Raw genomic sequence first — 17,013 nt, forward strand, 5'->3', positions numbered from 1 at the left:
CGTTTCAGTTCATGCGGCCGGGCTTATTTGGCGCCGATCTGGGCCGACGTATAGAAGCCGTCAGCGACCAGGATGTTGACGTTGGCGCTGGTCAGCGGCGTCGGCTTGAGCAATATGGTGTCGACCTTCTTGACGCCATTTTCATACTGCGCGTTGTAGCTTGGCTTTTCGTTGCGCGCGAGCTGCACTGACAGCTTGGCCGCCTCGGATGCGATCAGCTTGAGCGGCTTGTAGACTGTCATGGACTGGGTGCCGGCGATTACGCGCTTGACCGCAGCCAGGTCCGCGTCCTGCCCGGACACAGGCACCTTGCCCGCCATCTTTTGCGACGCCAGCGCCTGGATCGCACCGCCTGCAGTGCCGTCGTTGGAGGCGACGATGGCGTCGATCTTGTTATTGTTCGCAGTCAGCGCATTTTCCATAATGGACAACGCTTCGGTGGCGCTCCAGTCTTTTACCCATTGCTGACCGACGATCTTGATATCGCCCTTGTCGATCGACGGCTGCAATATTTTCAACTGGCCTTCGCGCAGCATCTTGGCGTTGTTGTCGGTAGGCGACCCGCCCAGCAGATAGTAATTACCTTTAGGTTGCGCCTTGAGCACGCCTTCGGCTTGCATCTCGCCGACCTTTTCATTGTCGAATGAAATATAGGCATCGATATCGGCGTTCAGGATCAGGCGGTCGTAGGAGACTACCTTGATGCCTGCTTTCTTGGCTTCCTTGACGGTGTTGGTCAGCACGGTGGCGTTGAACGGCACGATGACGATGACGTCGACCCCACGCGAAATCAGGTTCTCGATCTGTGCGATCTGCCGCTGCTCGCTGGCGTCGGCTGATTGCACAAATACCTTGGCGCCCAGCTTATCGGCTGCAGCAACAAAAAAATCTCGGTCCCTGGCCCAACGCTCTACCCGCAGATCGTCAATCGAAAAACCGATCTTGGGATTCTTGGAATCGGCCATGGCTGCTGTACTGCTCAATGCAAATACAGCTACCGACATTACCGCCAATATGCTCTTTCTCATGATCTTGTTCATTGCTGCGTCTCCTGTCATTGGTTTTGATTTAACTGCTTGTGGTTTAACCGTATTCGACTACGACAACTCGCTGCATCAACCGCGCATCAGCCATAAACGGCGCGGTTGACCAGGTTCTCCAACATTTCCTGGCGGCCGCTGACAGCCTGAGGATTCAACTGTTTGGCGAAAGCATGTTCGGCGATGTCGCTCAGGCTGAGCTTGCCGGCCAATACTTCCTTTCCAAAAGCGCTATCCCATCCGGCATAGCGCTCAGCCTTGAAATTCGCCAGCAAATCGTTTTCGATCATGCCCGCGGCGCGTTCCAGCGAAAGCGCCAGTACGTCCATGGCGCCAACGTGACCATGAAACAGATCGACTTCATCCAGGCTCTGGCGCCTTACCTTGGAATCGAAGTTATAGCCGCCAGTGGTGAAACCGCCGGCTTTCAGGATTTCGTAGGTAGCCAGCGTCATTTCCTCGACGCTATTGGGAAACTGGTCGGTATCCCAGCCATTTTGCGGATCACCGCGATTGGCGTCGATGCTACCCAGGATGCCGAGTGAGGCGGCGGTAGCAATCTCATGGTGAAAACTATGCCCGGCCAAGGTCGCGTGGTTGGCTTCGATATTCACCTTGATCTCGTGCTCCAGTCCGTATTGCTTGAGAAATCCGTGGACCGTGGCGCTGTCGTAATCGTATTGATGTTTGGTCGGCTCCTGCGGTTTCGGTTCGATCAGCAGCGTGCCCTTGAAGCCGATCTTGTGTTTATGCTCCACCACCAGGCGCATGAAACGGCCCAGTTGTTCACGCTCCCGTTTGAGATCGGTATTGAGCAGGGTTTCGTAACCTTCGCGGCCGCCCCACAATACATAGTTGGCGCCGCCCAGGCGCTGGGTGGCATTCATGGCGGTGCAGACCTGTGCGGCGGCATAGGCGAACAGTTCCGGATTGGGATTGCTGGCGGCGCCGGAGGCAAAACGCGGATTGCTGAAGCAATTGGCGGTGCCCCACAACAAACGTACGCCGGTTTGCTCTTGCTTGCGCTCCAGCACATCCAGCATCTGTGCGAAGTTGTTGCGGTACTCGGCCAGGCTGGCGCCTTCCGGTGCTACGTCGGTATCGTGGAAGGTGTAATAGTCGACACCCAGCTTGCTGAAGAATTCGAAAGCGGCGTCGGCCTTTTTATGCGCCAGCTCCATGGCGTCGCCGCCTTCCTGCCATGGTCGGCGGAAGGTACCTGCACCGAATACATCGGAACCGGGCCAGACGAAGGTGTGCCAGTAGCAGGCCGCCATGCGCAGGTGTTCGCGCATGGGCTTGCCCAACACCAGCTTGTCCGCCTCGTAATGACGGAACGCCAGCGGCGATTGCGCCTGCTTGCCCTCGAAGCGGATCGGTGTAACGGAAGGGAAATAACTCATTGCTGCTCTCCTGTCTGGTGGTGGCGGCCGTAATATGGACGATTGGTGCAGGCCATTGATGTGGGCCATACTAGCAACGGCAGCTGGCGCTTCACAATTACGAAATCCACCAAGCGCACTAGCGATTCTTTCTATTGCAGGTGCACAAAACGGTATTTGGCCTGACGCTGGCGCTTCGGTTCGCTACAATCGTTGCGAACGGACTGGAACCGGTCTGTGGCAGTAGACAAATTGACAAATGATGACCCGGCAAGCTGCGCGGCGCTCAGGAGACTGCAGGATGACAAAGATACCGGCCGTGCACCGCATCGCCCTTCTGTTCAACGGCAACAAGATTTTCGATCGTGACATCATCGCCGGTATAGGCGAATACCTGAGCAGCACACGTGCTTCGTGGGATTTGTTCCTGGAAGAGGATTTCCGCTGCCGCCTGCAAGGTATCGAGCGCTGGCAAGGCCACGGCATCATTGCCGATTTCGACGATCCGGCCGCCTGCGAAGCGCTGTCGCGGGTCAGCCTGCCGGTGGTGGCGGTGGGCGGCTCGTATGCCGATGACAACGACTATCCTCGGGACACGCCCTATGTCGCGACCGATAATTTCAAGCTGGTCAAGCTGGCCTACGATCATCTGATTGAAGCCGGCCTGCAGCGCTTTGCCTGTTTCAGCCTGCCCCAAGCCGCAGTGAATCGCTGGGCCCAGGAGCGCGAAAAGGCGTTTGAAACATTGATGCAGCGCGACGGCATGGAGGGTGAAATCTACCGCGGCGTCGGCACCAGCGCGCCGTCCTGGGACACTACAGTGGAACAACAGATTGCCTGGCTGCATACCCTGCCCAAACCGATCGGCATCATCGCTGTCAGCGATGCGCGGGCGCGTCAGTTACTGCAAGCTTGCCTGTGTGCCGGCATTGCAGTGCCGGAGCAAGTGGCGCTGATCGGCATCGACAACGATCCATTGGCGCGTATCCTGACCCGGGTGCCGCTCAGCTCGGTGATCCAGGGCACGCGTGAAATGGGCCGCACCGCTGCCCATTTGCTGCATCAGATGCTGCATGGCGGGCGCCTCGCCGGCACCCGCATCCTGGTGCCGCCGGCCGGCATCAACGTGCTGGCGTCGAGTCGCCACGAAGCGCCGAGCCATCCGCATGTGATGCAGGCGATGCACTTCATCCGCCAATATGCCTGCCAAGGTATCAAGACTGAACAGGTGGCTGATTATGTCGGCGTGTCGCGCTCTTCGCTGGAATGGTACTTCCGCCGGGAACTGGGGCGCAGCGTGCATGACGAAATCCTGCGCTTCAAGCTGGACGTGGCGAAGGACATGCTGCAAAACAAAGAACATATGCAACGCAGCATCGCCGAGATCGCCGTCAGTTGCGGCTTCACTTCGGTGCAATACATGCACGCGGTGTTCAAGCGCGAGCTCGGTTGCACGCCGCGCGAATATCAAGATCGTCAAGATCGGCCGGTTCAGAACGAACCGGCACAACAAACACTCAACTAACAAAACAGCGTCAGACCACGATGACCCAGATCCCTATCTCCAGCACCTCCGCCGAACACGGCGTCACTCTGTACACGCTGCGCAATGCGCATGACATGCGCGTCCTGATCAGCGACCGCGGCGCCACCTTGATCTCATGGTGGTCCGCTGACCGCTATGGCCGGGTGGCGGATATCCTGCTCGGTTATCCGGACAGCGACGGCTATCAGAAAAACTCGCCATACTTTGGCGGCCTGGTAGGACGTTGGGGTAACCGCATCGCTAAAGGCCGCTTTGCCGTGGACGGCGCCGAGTTTCTGGTCGACCGCAACGATGGCGACAATCACCTGCATGGCGGTGATGCCGGGTTTCATCTGGCGCAATGGCGGGCAGAACCAGGCACCGACGGATTACGGCTGACACTGGAATCGCCGGACGGCGACGGCGGATTTCCCGGCAACGTGCAAGTCTCGGTCTTGTATAGCCTGGACGATGACGGCCGCCTGAGCATAGACTACAGCGCCACCAGCGATGCCCCGACCCCGATCAACCTGACCTCGCACGGTTATTTCAACCTGAACGGCGGCAGCAGCGACATTTACGATCACATCCTCTCGATTGCCGCCGACCAGTATCTGCAAATCGACAGCCAGTTGATCCCGACAGGCGTCGCCAATGTCGCCGGCAGCGCCTTCGATTTCCGCCAGCCCGCCCCCATCGGCCCGCGCCTGGCATGGCCCGATACCCAGCTCAAACTGGCAGGCGGTTTCGATCACTGCTACTGTCTGCAGCCGCAAAGCCAGGAAATCAATGCCCACGGCCAGAGCCGCAAAGCGCAAGCATTGAGAGAAGTGGCGACAGTCTACGATCCCGGCTCCGGCCGCCAGCTATCAGTCTCGACCACCGAGAACGGCCTGCAGTTCTACAGCGGGAATTTCCTGGCCGGCATTCACGGCCGCGCCACCAGACCCTACGAGATCCACGACGGCTTTTGCCTGGAAGCCCAAGCCTATCCGAACCAGGTCAACGGTCCCGACGCCGAAGCCGTAATCCTGCGCCCCGGCCAGGTCTACCGCCAAACCACAACCTACCAACTATCACTACGCTAACAAATCAAAGCAGAAATAGCTAAGCGGGGTCGGAGTCAACTTTCGCAGGCTTTACCGCGAAACTTGACTCCGACCCCGCTTAGCGGACGACGGAGTACATCCGTCCGCATTCAAGACGCTGCCACATCAATGACAACGTTGAATTGATTGCCGCCTCAGGTAGCAGCCATAGCCGGATCACTTACCCCGTGCGCCCCCGTCTCCATGCGCCCCGCAAACCGCCGGCTAAATCCCCCCACCGCCACCGTAGCCGTAAGGTCATACCAGTTACCCTGCGCCCCAACCGGCCAATGCTGATCCCGCTGCATCCCCGCCGGTAAATGGAAAGTCCAAGGCCCCGCCTTACGGTAAGCATTAGCCGTGACAACTACATCGCAAGGCTTTTCCCCACGATTCGCCATCGTCAGGCGAATCTGCTTGCTGATAATATCGTAGCTGACCCGCACTTCCGGCTCGGCAGTATCCGCAACAGCCAGCATCGCCAGATTGCCCTGGAACGCACGATGAAAACCATTCGGCCCCAACACCCACAAATCGTAAGCACCGCGATCCGCATTCAAATCCCAGCTGTCTTGCCATTCCTTGCCTGCTTCCAGCGCATAACGACGTGGCACACGGTCCAGATGCAAGCGATCATAAACATGAAATACCGCTGCAGCGCGGCCAGTATTGCTGAAGCTCAGCTTGATCTGGAAATTCCTGACATCGACACGGGCGCTGGCATGCAGCTCGTACGGCAATGCGCGCGAAGGCCGGATGCCGGCAGCCTGCATTGGAAACACCTGCGTGCCCTCGGCCGGCAAGGCGACCTGCTGCAATTTCTCTTGCTGGGCGCGCACTGCGTCGGCTTCTGCCCGCGTACGTTTCGGCAGCGTCGGCAAGACTTCGTGATTCGGATTGACGAAGTTGAAGGCTGACATCAGGTCGCCGCAGACAGCGCGGCGATATGGCGTGATGTTCTCTTCCTTGACGTGAAAGCGTGCTTCAAGAAAACGCAACACCGAGGTGTGATCGAATACTTGTGAATTGACCCAACCGCCGCGGCTCCAAGGCGACACCACGTACATCGGTACACGCGGACCTGGACCGTAAGGATGTTTTTCATAAGTGGCAGAGGCCGCTTTTGAAAAATACTCACCGTCGGTAGCGATACTGGAATAGCCTGCCAGCTGGCCGCCATCAAAAGCCGGGGCGCAAGGAGGCGGCACGTGATCGAAGAAGCCGTCGTTCTCATCGAAATTAATCAGCAACACCGTCTTGCTCCACACCTCGGGGTTGGCAGTCAAGGCATTCAACACTTCCTGGATATACCAGGCGCCCTGCACCGGACTGGATGGTCCAGGATGTTCGCTGTAGTTTGCCGGCGCCACGATCCACGAGACCTGCGGCAATGTGCCGGCGCCGATATCCTCACGCAGTGCTGTCAGGAAGCCACCATCCGGCATGGTGTTGCCGACACCCTTGAAGAGCGGATTGACGGCGTCGTCGCTAGGCTGGTAGGGCGGGAAAGGAGAGCCGTTGACAGCATTGCCACGCTTTTCGTTAGACTGGCGATAGGCCACGAAGCCCGCCAGTGGATTATCGGTGAAGTTGTCCGGCATGTTCTGATACATCTTCCAGGACACGCCTTCTTTTTGCAGACGTTCCGGATAGGTTTTCCAGTTATAGCCGGTGGCGCTGGTGGATGGCTGCAGATGATCCTGGCTGTTGTCGAGGACCGGTCCGCCAAGTTTGCCGTCAGGGTCATTGCTGCCAGTCCAGTGGAATACCCGGTTAGGATTGGTGCCGCCGTGGAACGAGCAATGGTAGGCATCGCACACCGTGAAGGCATTCGCCAGCGCGAACTGGAAATCCAGCTCAGCGGAGGTGTAATACCCCATGGATTGCGTCTGCTTGTAGGTCGGCCAGTTGTTCATCCGTCCCAGGTCCCAGGCGTCCTGCGCGTTATCGTAAAAATGGCTGGTGCCGTTGACGCGCTGAGCGTTGCCGATCTTGCTGTCGAGATGGTAAGGCAGGATGACGCGCGACAGCTTGGTTTTCTTGTCGGTGTAAGTCTGTTGCATCACGTTGCGCTTGCCTGCCAGCGGAATCGGGAAGCGATCGCCAAAGCCGCGCACGCCGTTGAGCGTACCGAAATAATGATCGAAGGAGCGGTTTTCCTGCATCAGGATCACCACGTGCTCGACATCGCGGATGGTACCTGTCTTGTTATTGGCGGGAATCGCCAGCGCCCTGCGGATTGCCTCCGGCAAAGCTGCATTTGCAGTGGCTGTATAAGCTGTAGCCGCGAGCGCGGTGCCGGCAGTGCGCAAGAAATGGCGTCGGTTTTTCTTGGTCATGATGATCCTGTTTTCCTTATGAGAGTAGGCGTGATTTCGGGAGGGGATTTACGTCAGAGAGCGGAACGAGATTGAATGGCTGAAAACGGCACCGCCGGTGCCTGGATTTCGTTTGATTTCAGCCATGAGATTGCTACCGCGCATCTTTTTAATGTAGCGAAGTATTGCGGTGAAATATTTCAGGGGTATGAAGATTCCGTGACCGTTTTGTAACGATGAAGATGGCAGGACCCTATGGGATTTGGCTGGGCGGTGCATCGACCTGGGCCGGGGATGGTTCTGAATCCCGTGACAAAATTTCAGACTTCTCAGGATTCAATACTTCGGATACCGAATAAAAGGATTTTTTGTCGTCTTATACAAGGACCTCCTTATCTATAGCATGCATATCTCCCGGATCGGCTATGGCGTGCCGATGCCGGAATCCCCCAAGCCGGTTCCTTATTTCCATTAAAACAATTAAAAGACGTTATCCATGACACCTCCAATCATGCCGATCAATATCGGCAATACCGCATTCATGCTGCTGTGCTCCAGCCTGGTGATGCTGATGACCCCCGGACTCGCATTCTTCTATGGCGGCCTGGTCGGACGCAAGAATGTGCTGGCCATCATGATGCAGAGTTTCATTTCTTTGGGATGGACCACCGTGCTGTGGTTCGCCTTCGGTTACTCGATGTGTTTCGGCCCGTCCTGGCACGGCATCATCGGCGATCCGACCTACTATGCTTTCCTGCATGGCATCACGCTGGAGAGCATGTACACCGGCAACGATGCCGGCATTCCACTGATCGTGCACGTGGCGTATCAGATGATGTTCGCCATCATCACGCCGGCGCTGATTACCGGCGCCTTTGCCAACCGGGTGACATTCAAGGCGTATTTCCTGTTTCTGACCGGCTGGCTGGTCTTTGTTTATTTCCCGTTTGTGCACATGGTGTGGAGTCCCGACGGCCTGTTTGCCAAATGGGGCGTGCTCGATTATGCCGGCGGGATTGTGGTGCATAACACTGCCGGCTTTGCCGCGCTGGCTTCGGTGTTATATGTTGGCCGGCGTCAGAAGGTAGAGCTCAAACCGCATAACGTGCCACTGATAGCGCTGGGTTCCGGCTTGCTGTGGTTCGGCTGGTATGGCTTTAATGCCGGCTCTGAATTCCGTGTCGATGCAGTCACCGCTTCTGCATTCCTGAATACCGACGTCGCCGCATCGTTCGGCGCCATTACCTGGCTGTTCATCGAGTGGTTCTATCACAAGAAACCGAAATTCATCGGCTTGTTGACCGGCGGTGTGGCTGGCCTGGCGACTATCACGCCTGCCGCCGGTTATGTCTCCCTCAGCACAGCGGCAATCATCGGCATTTGTGCCGGCTTGATTTGCTTCTACGCCGTAGCGCTTAAAAACCGGCTAGGCTGGGATGATGCGCTTGATGTCTGGGGCGTCCACGGCGTCGGCGGCATGGCCGGTACCATCTTGCTCGGTGTATTTGCCTCGAAAGCATGGAATGCCAATGGCGCTGACGGCCTGTTGCTGGGAAATACCTCTTTCTTTTTCGCCCAATGCGGCGCGGTAATCTTGTCCGGCATCTGGGCGTTCACCTTTACCTACGGCATGCTGTGGCTGATCAATCTGTTCACTCCGGTCAAGGTCGGTGCGGAGACACAAGATCGCATGGACGAAGATTTACATGGTGAAGACGCTTACCTGCACGCGTAATATACCTCCCGCTAACGTCAGTACGGCATCCGGAATTCTCTGGATGCCGGTAGCGTTTAAGAGTGAAACTCCCCCTGCCGTCATCTCTTTCCCCGAATTGCACAGGGCATAATGCCAGGCGACTGCAACTCTACGGCCGTCTGGTTTAGAATGTTCATCAATACATACGCATCGTCATCAGGAATAACCGCTTGATTTGCGTCTTCACCTCATCCTCAATTGTCAAACCGTGAAAATTTCATTGCTCTCAGATTTGCATTTGTCGGTGCACCCGATGGCGCCGCCTCAAACCGATGCCGACGTTGTAGTGCTGGCCGGCGATATCTGGCGGCCGACGGAAGCCATACAGTGGGCGCGGCAATTCGACGTGCCGACGATTTTTGTTCCGGGCAATCATGAGTTTTACGGGAACGATCTGGTCAGCACCATGCGAGAACTCAGAAGCGCAGCGCAGGACAGCCACGTGCATATCCTGCAGAAACAGGTGTTGCTGCTCAATGGCGTGCGCTTTATAGGCTGTACGTTGTGGACCGATTTCCGCTTTTTTGAAAGTGCCGAACAACGCGACCAGGGCTTGAAGCAGGCAACCGAACTGGTCAGGGATTTTTCACGGATACGGGTGTCGCCGGATTTTCCCGAGACGTTTACACCGGCCTTGTCGCAAATGTTGTTCGACGATACGGTGGGCTGGCTGGAGCAACAATTCGCACAGCGCCATGATGGCCCCACCGTGGTGATCAGCCATCACGCCCCCAACTATCGCAGCGTGCATGAACGCTTTGCCGGATCGGCGCTGAACGCGTGTTTCGTGTCCGAGCTGGAACAACGCATCCTGGCATGGCAGCCCGCATTCTGGCTGCATGGCCATATGCATGACAGCTCCGATTACAAGATCGGCGCAACCCGTGTGTTGTGCAATCCCCGTGGCTATGCGCGAGGCGGCAACGCGGAAAATGCCAGCTTCGACCCGCAGCTGACATTCACTGTTTGAGCCACGCTCTTGAGCCACGCTCTTGAGCAGACACCCTACTGCCCCAACACCCCGAACTGCCAGGCAAAAAAAACCGCTAGTCCGACCATGATGGTCAGCAATTGCTTGCGCGTTCCGGCGCACACCAGGACTGCCGCGGTGGCGGCAATCAATTGCGGATTGCGCCAGCTGAATTCCATGCCTTGACCATGTGGCGCCAGTATCATCGGCACGATAATCGCCGTTAACACGGTAACCGGCACAAAGGCCAGCGCTTCTTTCAACCAGATGGGAAAAGTTGCGCGCTCGCCGAGCATGAAAATCGCCGCCTTGATAAATACAGTGATCAGCGCCATGCCGGCAATCATCAGGGTGTACATCATGATTTTTTCCTTGTAGAGCGATGCAGCGCTTGCCAGTGCGACAGCGCCAGGCCGACACCTACACCAGCCATGATCGCTGCCAGCAGCCCCAGCTTGTAGGGCAGGTCCCGCAAGAACCAGGCAAACAATCCGGCGGCTATCGCGGCAGCCAGTTGCGGCAGGCGAAACAGCTGCGGCACCACAATCGCAATGAAAGTCGCCACCATCGCAAAATCCAGTCCCAGCGTTTGCAATTGCGGAAATACCGTACCAAACAGCAAACCGACCAGCGTCCAGAATTGCCAGTTGCCATACATGGATAAACCTGATCCCAGAAAATACCAGTGTCCTTGCGGTTCATGGCCGTGCTTCAGGTAGTAGGCGTTCATCACGGCGAAGGTTTCGTCTGTCAGCAGGAAGCCAAGCAGGAAGCGCCAGCGTGCCGGTAAATGGCTGATATGCGGCAGCAAAGTCGCCGCGTACAACATATGGCGCAGGTTAACGATGAAGGTGGCCATCCAGATCACCAGCAGGCCCACCTGCCCTGCCGCCAGGCCGACCGCGATGAATTGACTGGAGCCGGCAAACACGCCCAGCGACATCAGTTGCCCTTGCCACGGCGCCAACGGGCCAGCCGCCGCCAGGGCGCCGAAAATCACGCCGAACGGTGCGGCGCCAATCAACATCGGCAAGGTATCTCGGGTGCCAGCGGCAAAACTGGACAGGGAGGTGGGATGCGGCATAAGCTATTCCTTTGTGATGCCGGAATAGTAATGTCAAGTACGGCTTTGCGCTAGTATGTTCTTGCTCTGTGCATACTAGAACCTTGACCACCAGGGAGTCTGTTTGAAGATCATCGGCCTTATCGGCGGCATGAGCTGGGAGTCGACCGTTCCCTACTATCGCCAAATCAACGAAACGGTCAAGCAACGGCTAGGCGGCTTGCACTCAGCCAAAATTATTCTTTACAGCGTCGACTTCCACGAAATAGAACGCCTGCAGCACGCTGGCGACTGGGATGCCGCTGGCGCTAAAATGGCTGAAGCGGCGCAGGCATTGGAACGCGCCGGCGCCGACTTCCTGGTCTTGTGCACCAACACCATGCACAAGGTTGCTGCCGCGCTCGAAGGTGCGGTTGACATACCTTTGTTCCATATTGCCGACCCTACCGCTGACGAAATCAAGAAGGCCGGCTTGTCGACCATAGGGTTGCTGGGGACTCGCTTTACCATGGAACAGGCGTTCTACAAAGATCGCTTGCGTGACCGTCATGGCTTGCAGATATTGACGCCGAAACAGGAGGATCGCGAACTGGTTCACCGCATCATCTATGAAGAACTTTGTCTGGGAAAAGTGAACGAAACGTCGCGTGCCGATTACCGCCGTGTGATAGCGGGCCTGATCGCGCAAGGTGCGCAAGCGATCATTCTTGGCTGCACCGAAATTTCACTATTGATAGACGCCGAAGATTCACCGGTACCGTTGTTCGACACCACCGCCATCCATGCGCGCAGCGCCGCCGAGCTGGCGCTTGCAACGGCATGATACCTACCGCTTGATCTGCTGCCGCCAACGTACGGCCGCGCGGCCGACGTTGGGGACATACGCAGGTTGAATTTTATTTATTTAGGTATCGGATCGGTTGCCATCGCCTTGTTGCGGACATCGGTCGATTCCTGTTTCTCTTCTTTCAAATCGGATTTCGCCTCCGCTTTCTCTACCTTCATATTTGCTTTTGCGGTTTTCTTTTTAGCCTTGTAATCCGCCTTGGCATCGCTGTCGGATTGCCGTTTTTGCACCAGCGGATCGGTAGAGACAGTCGCTTTGGCGCCAACGCTGACGCCCGCTGCACCGGCAGCACCAACAGCATCATCGGTAGAAACGGTGGTTTGTGCCTGGGCCAGATTCATACATAGCAGTGCCGAGACAGCCAGCATAAGAGTGCGAATATTTTTCATGATAGATCCTCCGTAAAAGAAATTGAAGTCATCGCGAGCGGCCCGAAATTCAATGCAACCGTAGTTCGCTTACAGGTCGCTCCAGGCGCCACAAGTAACTTTCGTAGCATTACGTGATTAAGGTTAAATGCAATTACGGATCGGTTTTGTGCGCTAACGAACTTAGCGTGTCACCCTGAAAAATTGCCGCCTTTGCTTGCTGCATGCGGCTTTGCGGCCGATAACAAGTTGCCGGACAGGATTTTTCCCAAGCAAAAATACAGATTGAAACTTTACATTCTCGTTTTTTTGCACAAAGATATAAACGTCAGCAACTCTTTTTCAATTTCTTTGATGGTGGCGGTTTGACATGCTGCTGCCGTCTCAATGGAGAGAATATGTTAATTAAACAAACATTTATCGTTGCAGCAATTGCCATGATCGCGCTCAGCGGATGTAAAAAAGCGGATGATCAAAGTGCTTCCCCGATGGCAACTCCTCCCGCAACACAACAAGCTGCGCCGCCGGCTACTCCTCCAGCTCCTCCTGCGTCGTCGGCCCCTGACGCCGCACCGGCTGCGGCATCTCCCAGCGCCTCTACCGGAAGCTAGGATACGAGACGCGGTTGGCGCCAGAGCAGCCACCGCGTTATTTTTCAGTGCCGCGCCATGCCGGCGCCAGCGATGAAATTCTTGCAAAATTATCCAGCTAGTCAATATTTCGACTAGCCAGTCCTCTATGCGTGTCAGTGCATTCCTACAGAAGAAGAGGACATGCGCTGATGTCGAAAACCTTGTACCGATGCAATGATCAATACATGGAAGTACAACCACATCCTCAAAGGAGATGGCGATGACTCAGGTATTGAACAATTGCAGCGGCTTGAAAAAGAGCCCGAAAAATAATGCAGCGATGCTGTCCATCCGGCGCGGGGCAAATGCCGGCAATTTAATTCAGCCGGGAACGCAGAACCTCACCTCGCTTCGCATTGCCGGACTGTATGGCCACAATCCCCTGCAAAATCAGCTGCTGGCTGCGTTGCCGGCAGAAGATTTCAGGCGCTTGCAGCCACATCTGGAATTTGTCGCGATGCCATTCGACATGACGGTATGCGAGGCAGATGGAGAGATGCGTCATATCTATTTTCTAACCAGCAGCATTGTCTCCTTGCTGCACGACATGAAGGATGGCGGCTCGGTCGAAACAGCGGTTATCGGTAATGAGGGCGTGCTGGGCATCAACCTGTTCATGGGCGGTGGCAAGTGCCTGAACCGGGCTACAGTGAAAAGCGCGGGTTACGGCTTTCGCCTGAAGGCTGGTATTCTGACTGAAGAATTTACCCGTGGCGGCGCGTTACAGAGATTGTTGCTGCGCTATACGCAGACACTGCTTGCGCAAATGTCCCAGACCGCTGTGTGCAACCGGCACCACAGCGTTCCGCAGCAATTATGCCGCTCCCTGCTGCTGACACTTGATCGCTTGCCAGGCAATGAAATCAGCGTCACACAAAGTTCAATGGCCGCGATGCTGGGCGTGCGGCGGGAATCGATTGCCGAAGCGGCAGGGAAACTGCAGGACGAAGGCTTGATCCAATACACGCGTGGACATATGACGGTGCTGAATCGGCTGGGTCTGGAAGCAAGGGCTTGCGAATGCTATCAGGATTTGAGGCAGGAAGATCACGTCATGTTCGGCGAGGAAAAAGTATCGTGAAGGTATCGTGATACCCGCTCCGTCTTCAGTCGTCGACATACCTGCATTTTTTTCAAACGCCGCGGCACCGCAGCGATGATTTTTTTTGTTACTCTAACGTTTTTTAAAAGCAACTATGCTATCTTGCACTTCTAGCATGTAACTTACTGTATCACATGTCTGCATAGCCGTATTACCAGTTGTACCAACAGACTGTCGTACTCCAACTTTAGAGACAAAGAAAATACGCCATGAAAACATTCTTCATCTGTGCCCTGCTTCTGCCGTTTCTGTCCGCTTGCGCAACGACTGCGGCGGACCAGAGCATCTCGTCCAACGTACAACAGGAATCCGTCTATACCACGGGCAGTAACATGCCATCCAAGAAAACTACATCTCGCACTGACACGCTCTCGCCTGACCAGGCTAGCGGGTTGTTTGGCTCTGGCACCACACACGCGCCTAAAAACTAAGTACACGCTGTTTACCGCTTAGCCGGCGACAGTTAACGAAAAACGTCTCATCGAAAGATGAGACGTTTTCTATTCGACTTCGCAATGCGTGAGCTCAACTACGTACGCCCAACTACATCCGCTCAGTTGACAGGATGATTTACCTGCATCGTCCAGAGGTGCGCCAGATCGGCGACGCCATCGGTACCCTGCACCGATTTGAAAGCCTGGATCGCCTTGTCTTTCTGCCCCGCCAACTGATATGCAATGCCCAGATGCAGTTTGGCATCTTCGCTGCGTTTGACACTCTTCTTCAAGCCCTCTTCCATCAATCCCAGGCCTTTGTCAAACTGCCCTGCGGTGACCAATGCATAACCAAGATTGATCTGGCCGGTGCCCTCTTTCGCGCTGGATACCGACGCTTCGCTTTGCGCCATGGTTTTCAGGTCGTCGGTTGCAGCCTTGTTGGCCTGGTCCCGCAAACGCTTTTGCTTGGCCGCGTCCGCACCGCTTCCCAGCAACCCCGCCTGGTAGCCCTGATCCAGGACTTGCTTGGCTTCCGCAGGGAATCCCGCCAACAACGCCAGCTGCGCCATGTCTGTATATTCGACACTGGTTTGCAGCTTGATAGTGGCTGCTTTCAAGCGGTAGACATCCAGTATCAGGCGGTCGGAAAATCCTGGCTTGCCCTGGACGCGGTTGATTAAATCAGCCCAGTATTCTTTCTTCGGATAGTAAGTGGTGAGTTTTTCCAACGCAGTCAGGTACGCCGCTTTGTCATTGGTCTTGAGCGCGCAGCTGATCAGCAACTTCAGGTTCATCTCGCTCGGCGCCCGACCGGCGCTTTCATCTGCGGCGATGTCTTTCTGCAGCTCGCTGGTGGTGCGTGGAATGTCGTTACTCAGATAGTAAGACTGAATCAGCAAGGTCCGTGTTTGCGGATCGTTGCCGTTTTCTTTCAACGAACGCGATAACCATTCGATGGCTTTAGGATAGTTTTGAGCTTCGTAATACAGGCTACCCAAAGCCTTGACAATCTTGGCCTGCTCAGCTGGCTCCAGACGCCCGGAAGCAACCACGGCTTCAAACGAAGTTCCCGCCAGCTTGGTATCGCCAGCGCGCGCTGCGGTAGCGCCGCGCAGACGATCGATGGAATAAATTTCGTAGGGTGTCTTGTTTGCGACAGCGTCGGTTTCTGCGATCTTGGCCAGCGCCTCTTTATATTTTTCTTCTTTGATGAGCGCCTGCGCTGCTTGCAACGGTACCCCTATTTCCGGACGCACTGTCTCGGCTTTAGCGCTGTCATCCGCGGCGTAGGCCAGCGGAGCAATACCAGCCATAGGAAGTGCAGTGGTCAGGCCCACTGCGGCCAGCAACATGAAAATTGGTGCGAATCGTAATTTGGACATAACTATTCTTTCAATCGAAAACGAAAATAGGCAGGTGTGACCTGCCTATTTTCTGACGCGGAAAACAAATGCTAATACTAATACTAATACTAATACTAATATTATTTACTATCCATGAACTGCTCGTTACCGACGATACCGATCTTGGTGACGCCCAGCCGTTGCGCCGATGCCATCACGGCAGCGACTGACTTGTACTCCACCAGCTTGTTCGGACGCAGATGCACTTCATCGATATTGCCGCCTGCTACCACCGTCTTCAACCGATCTTCCAGTTCAGTACGACTGGCCATCGGCGTACCGTTCCACATCACTGTGCCAGTCGGATCGATATCCACTGTATCCACTACCGGCAAGGCCAGTGGCGGTGGTGGATTACCGGTTGGCATGTTCAGCTTGATGGCGTGATTCTGGATCGGAATCGTGATGATCAGCATGATGATCAATACCAGCATGACGTCGATCAACGGCGTCATGTTCATTTCCATCATCGGTTCCGGATCATTGGCGCTGCCGCCGGAAGAACCTACATTCATACCCATTTGATGCTCCTAATGTTTCAAACCGCCTGCTTGCTCAACTGTCCGGTGCACGCGTGGGCAAAACTGCTTGCCTACCCTACGTCCATTTTGCGCAGTTGTAGGGTGGGCACGCGTGCCCACGCGTTATCTGGTTAGTTGCGCGCAGGCGGTTCAGTAATGAACCCGATCTTGGCGATCCCGGCCCGCTGTGCAGTCAGGATCACCTTGCCGATGTATTCATACTTGGTTTGCTGATCGCCACGGATATGCAGTTCCGGTTGTGGCACGATAACCGCCACTTCCTTCAACTTCGACAGCAACGTCGCCGTGTTCGGCACCAGCTGCTCGTTCCAGAACATGTCGCCTTGCTTATTCACCGCCAGGTTGATGTTTTCTGGCTTGGTTTTATAAGGTTCGTCGATTTCATGTGGCAACTTCACCGGAATCGTATGCGTCACCACCGGAATCGTGATCAGGAAGATGATCAGCAACACCAACATGACGTCGACCAGCGGCGTCGTGTTGATCGTGCCGATCACTTCGTCTTCATCCCCATCGGATGAACCGAGTGACATTCCCATG

18 protein-coding genes are annotated in these 17,013 nt (G+C 55.7%); 9 read left to right on the forward strand and 9 right to left on the reverse strand.

Going from position 1 to position 17,013, the window contains the following annotated elements:
- Window positions 1–23 precede the first annotated feature (23 nt).
- Complete coding sequence (gene xylF, locus BM029_RS09355) at window positions 24–1,004, reverse strand: D-xylose ABC transporter substrate-binding protein (protein ID WP_371329107.1); 981 nt, start codon at window positions 1,002–1,004, stop codon at window positions 24–26.
- On the opposite strand from xylF, the gene BM029_RS25875 reads away from it, so the two are divergent.
- Window positions 964–1,149, forward strand: a complete 186-nt coding sequence (locus BM029_RS25875; protein WP_170851026.1) for a hypothetical protein — start codon at window positions 964–966, stop codon at window positions 1,147–1,149. The genes xylF and BM029_RS25875 overlap by 41 nt on opposite strands.
- Here the strand turns inward: BM029_RS25875 and xylA are convergent.
- The gene (gene xylA, locus BM029_RS09360) at window positions 1,127–2,443 is read right to left on the reverse strand and encodes a xylose isomerase (protein WP_092435092.1); all 1,317 of its coding nucleotides are present in this window, start codon (window positions 2,441–2,443) and stop codon (window positions 1,127–1,129) included. The two genes, BM029_RS25875 and xylA, sit on opposite strands and share 23 nt — an antisense overlap.
- 280 nt (window positions 2,444–2,723) lie before the next feature.
- Here xylA and BM029_RS09365 point away from each other — a divergent pair, with 280 nt between their 5' ends.
- Window positions 2,724–3,947 (forward strand): XylR family transcriptional regulator, encoded by a 1,224-nt coding sequence (locus BM029_RS09365; protein WP_092435095.1) that lies wholly within the window; start codon window positions 2,724–2,726, stop codon window positions 3,945–3,947.
- A gap of 20 nt (window positions 3,948–3,967) precedes the next feature.
- Entirely contained in the window at window positions 3,968–5,035 is a 1,068-nt protein-coding gene (locus tag BM029_RS09370) for an aldose epimerase family protein (RefSeq protein WP_092435098.1), read from the forward strand.
- 155 nt (window positions 5,036–5,190) lie between these two features.
- Here the strand turns inward: BM029_RS09370 and BM029_RS09375 are convergent, their stop codons facing one another.
- On the reverse strand, window positions 5,191–7,374 hold the full coding sequence (locus BM029_RS09375; RefSeq protein ID WP_092435101.1) for a phosphocholine-specific phospholipase C: 2,184 nt from the start codon (window positions 7,372–7,374) through the stop codon (window positions 5,191–5,193).
- Window positions 7,375–7,449: 75 nt separating this feature from the next.
- Here BM029_RS09375 and BM029_RS25880 point away from each other — a divergent pair, with 75 nt between their 5' ends.
- The 3 genes from BM029_RS25880 (at window position 7,450) to BM029_RS09385 (ending at window position 10,079) form a co-directional block, all read left to right on the forward strand.
- Window positions 7,450–7,587 carry a hypothetical protein gene (locus tag BM029_RS25880; protein WP_170851031.1) on the forward strand — a complete coding sequence of 46 codons (138 nt, stop codon included), beginning with the start codon at window positions 7,450–7,452 and terminating at the stop codon, window positions 7,585–7,587.
- Window positions 7,588–7,849: 262 nt separating this feature from the next.
- Window positions 7,850–9,088, forward strand: a complete 1,239-nt coding sequence (locus tag BM029_RS09380; protein WP_211482457.1) for an ammonium transporter — start codon at window positions 7,850–7,852, stop codon at window positions 9,086–9,088.
- 229 nt (window positions 9,089–9,317) lie between these two features.
- Complete coding sequence (locus tag BM029_RS09385) at window positions 9,318–10,079, forward strand: metallophosphoesterase (protein WP_092435107.1); 762 nt, start codon at window positions 9,318–9,320, stop codon at window positions 10,077–10,079.
- Window positions 10,080–10,114: 35 nt separating this feature from the next.
- Here the strand turns inward: BM029_RS09385 and BM029_RS09390 are convergent, their stop codons facing one another.
- A complete protein-coding gene (locus tag BM029_RS09390; RefSeq protein WP_092415674.1) occupies window positions 10,115–10,441 on the reverse strand; it encodes an AzlD domain-containing protein in 327 nt (108 codons plus the stop codon).
- Entirely contained in the window at window positions 10,438–11,163 is a 726-nt protein-coding gene (locus BM029_RS09395; RefSeq protein ID WP_092435110.1) for an AzlC family ABC transporter permease, read from the reverse strand. Before BM029_RS09395 ends, BM029_RS09390 begins: the two co-directional genes overlap by 4 nt.
- A 103-nt stretch (window positions 11,164–11,266) precedes the next feature.
- Between BM029_RS09395 and BM029_RS09400 the strand changes: the two genes are divergently transcribed.
- Window positions 11,267–11,965, forward strand: coding sequence for an aspartate/glutamate racemase family protein (locus tag BM029_RS09400; protein WP_092435113.1), 699 nt, complete (start codon window positions 11,267–11,269; stop codon window positions 11,963–11,965).
- 77 nt (window positions 11,966–12,042) lie between these two features.
- Here the strand turns inward: BM029_RS09400 and BM029_RS09405 are convergent, their stop codons facing one another.
- Complete coding sequence (locus tag BM029_RS09405; protein ID WP_244544980.1) at window positions 12,043–12,378, reverse strand: hypothetical protein; 336 nt, start codon at window positions 12,376–12,378, stop codon at window positions 12,043–12,045.
- A gap of 377 nt (window positions 12,379–12,755) precedes the next feature.
- Here BM029_RS09405 and BM029_RS25580 point away from each other — a divergent pair, with 377 nt between their 5' ends.
- Together BM029_RS25580 and BM029_RS09410 are read left to right on the forward strand one after the other, a co-directional pair.
- On the forward strand, window positions 12,756–12,968 hold the full coding sequence (locus BM029_RS25580; RefSeq protein ID WP_139217213.1) for a hypothetical protein: 213 nt from the start codon (window positions 12,756–12,758) through the stop codon (window positions 12,966–12,968).
- Between the two features lie 235 nt (window positions 12,969–13,203).
- Window positions 13,204–14,070 carry a Crp/Fnr family transcriptional regulator gene (locus BM029_RS09410; RefSeq protein ID WP_092435115.1) on the forward strand — a complete coding sequence of 289 codons (867 nt, stop codon included), beginning with the start codon at window positions 13,204–13,206 and terminating at the stop codon, window positions 14,068–14,070.
- A 574-nt stretch (window positions 14,071–14,644) separates the two neighbouring features.
- Here the strand turns inward: BM029_RS09410 and BM029_RS09415 are convergent.
- The 3 genes from BM029_RS09415 to BM029_RS09425 all read right to left on the reverse strand — a co-directional run bounded on the left by BM029_RS09415 (window position 14,645) and on the right by BM029_RS09425 (window position 17,012).
- Window positions 14,645–15,910 (reverse strand): tetratricopeptide repeat protein, encoded by a 1,266-nt coding sequence (locus BM029_RS09415; RefSeq protein WP_092435118.1) that lies wholly within the window; start codon window positions 15,908–15,910, stop codon window positions 14,645–14,647.
- 101 nt (window positions 15,911–16,011) lie between these two features.
- On the reverse strand, window positions 16,012–16,452 hold the full coding sequence (locus BM029_RS09420) for an ExbD/TolR family protein (RefSeq protein WP_170851032.1): 441 nt from the start codon (window positions 16,450–16,452) through the stop codon (window positions 16,012–16,014).
- Between the two features lie 131 nt (window positions 16,453–16,583).
- Window positions 16,584–17,012, reverse strand: coding sequence for an ExbD/TolR family protein (locus BM029_RS09425; RefSeq protein ID WP_092416490.1), 429 nt, complete (start codon window positions 17,010–17,012; stop codon window positions 16,584–16,586).
- Window position 17,013 lies beyond the last annotated feature (1 nt).

Source organism: Collimonas sp. OK607 (assembly GCF_900111995.1).
GTDB lineage: Bacteria > Pseudomonadota > Gammaproteobacteria > Burkholderiales > Burkholderiaceae_D > Collimonas.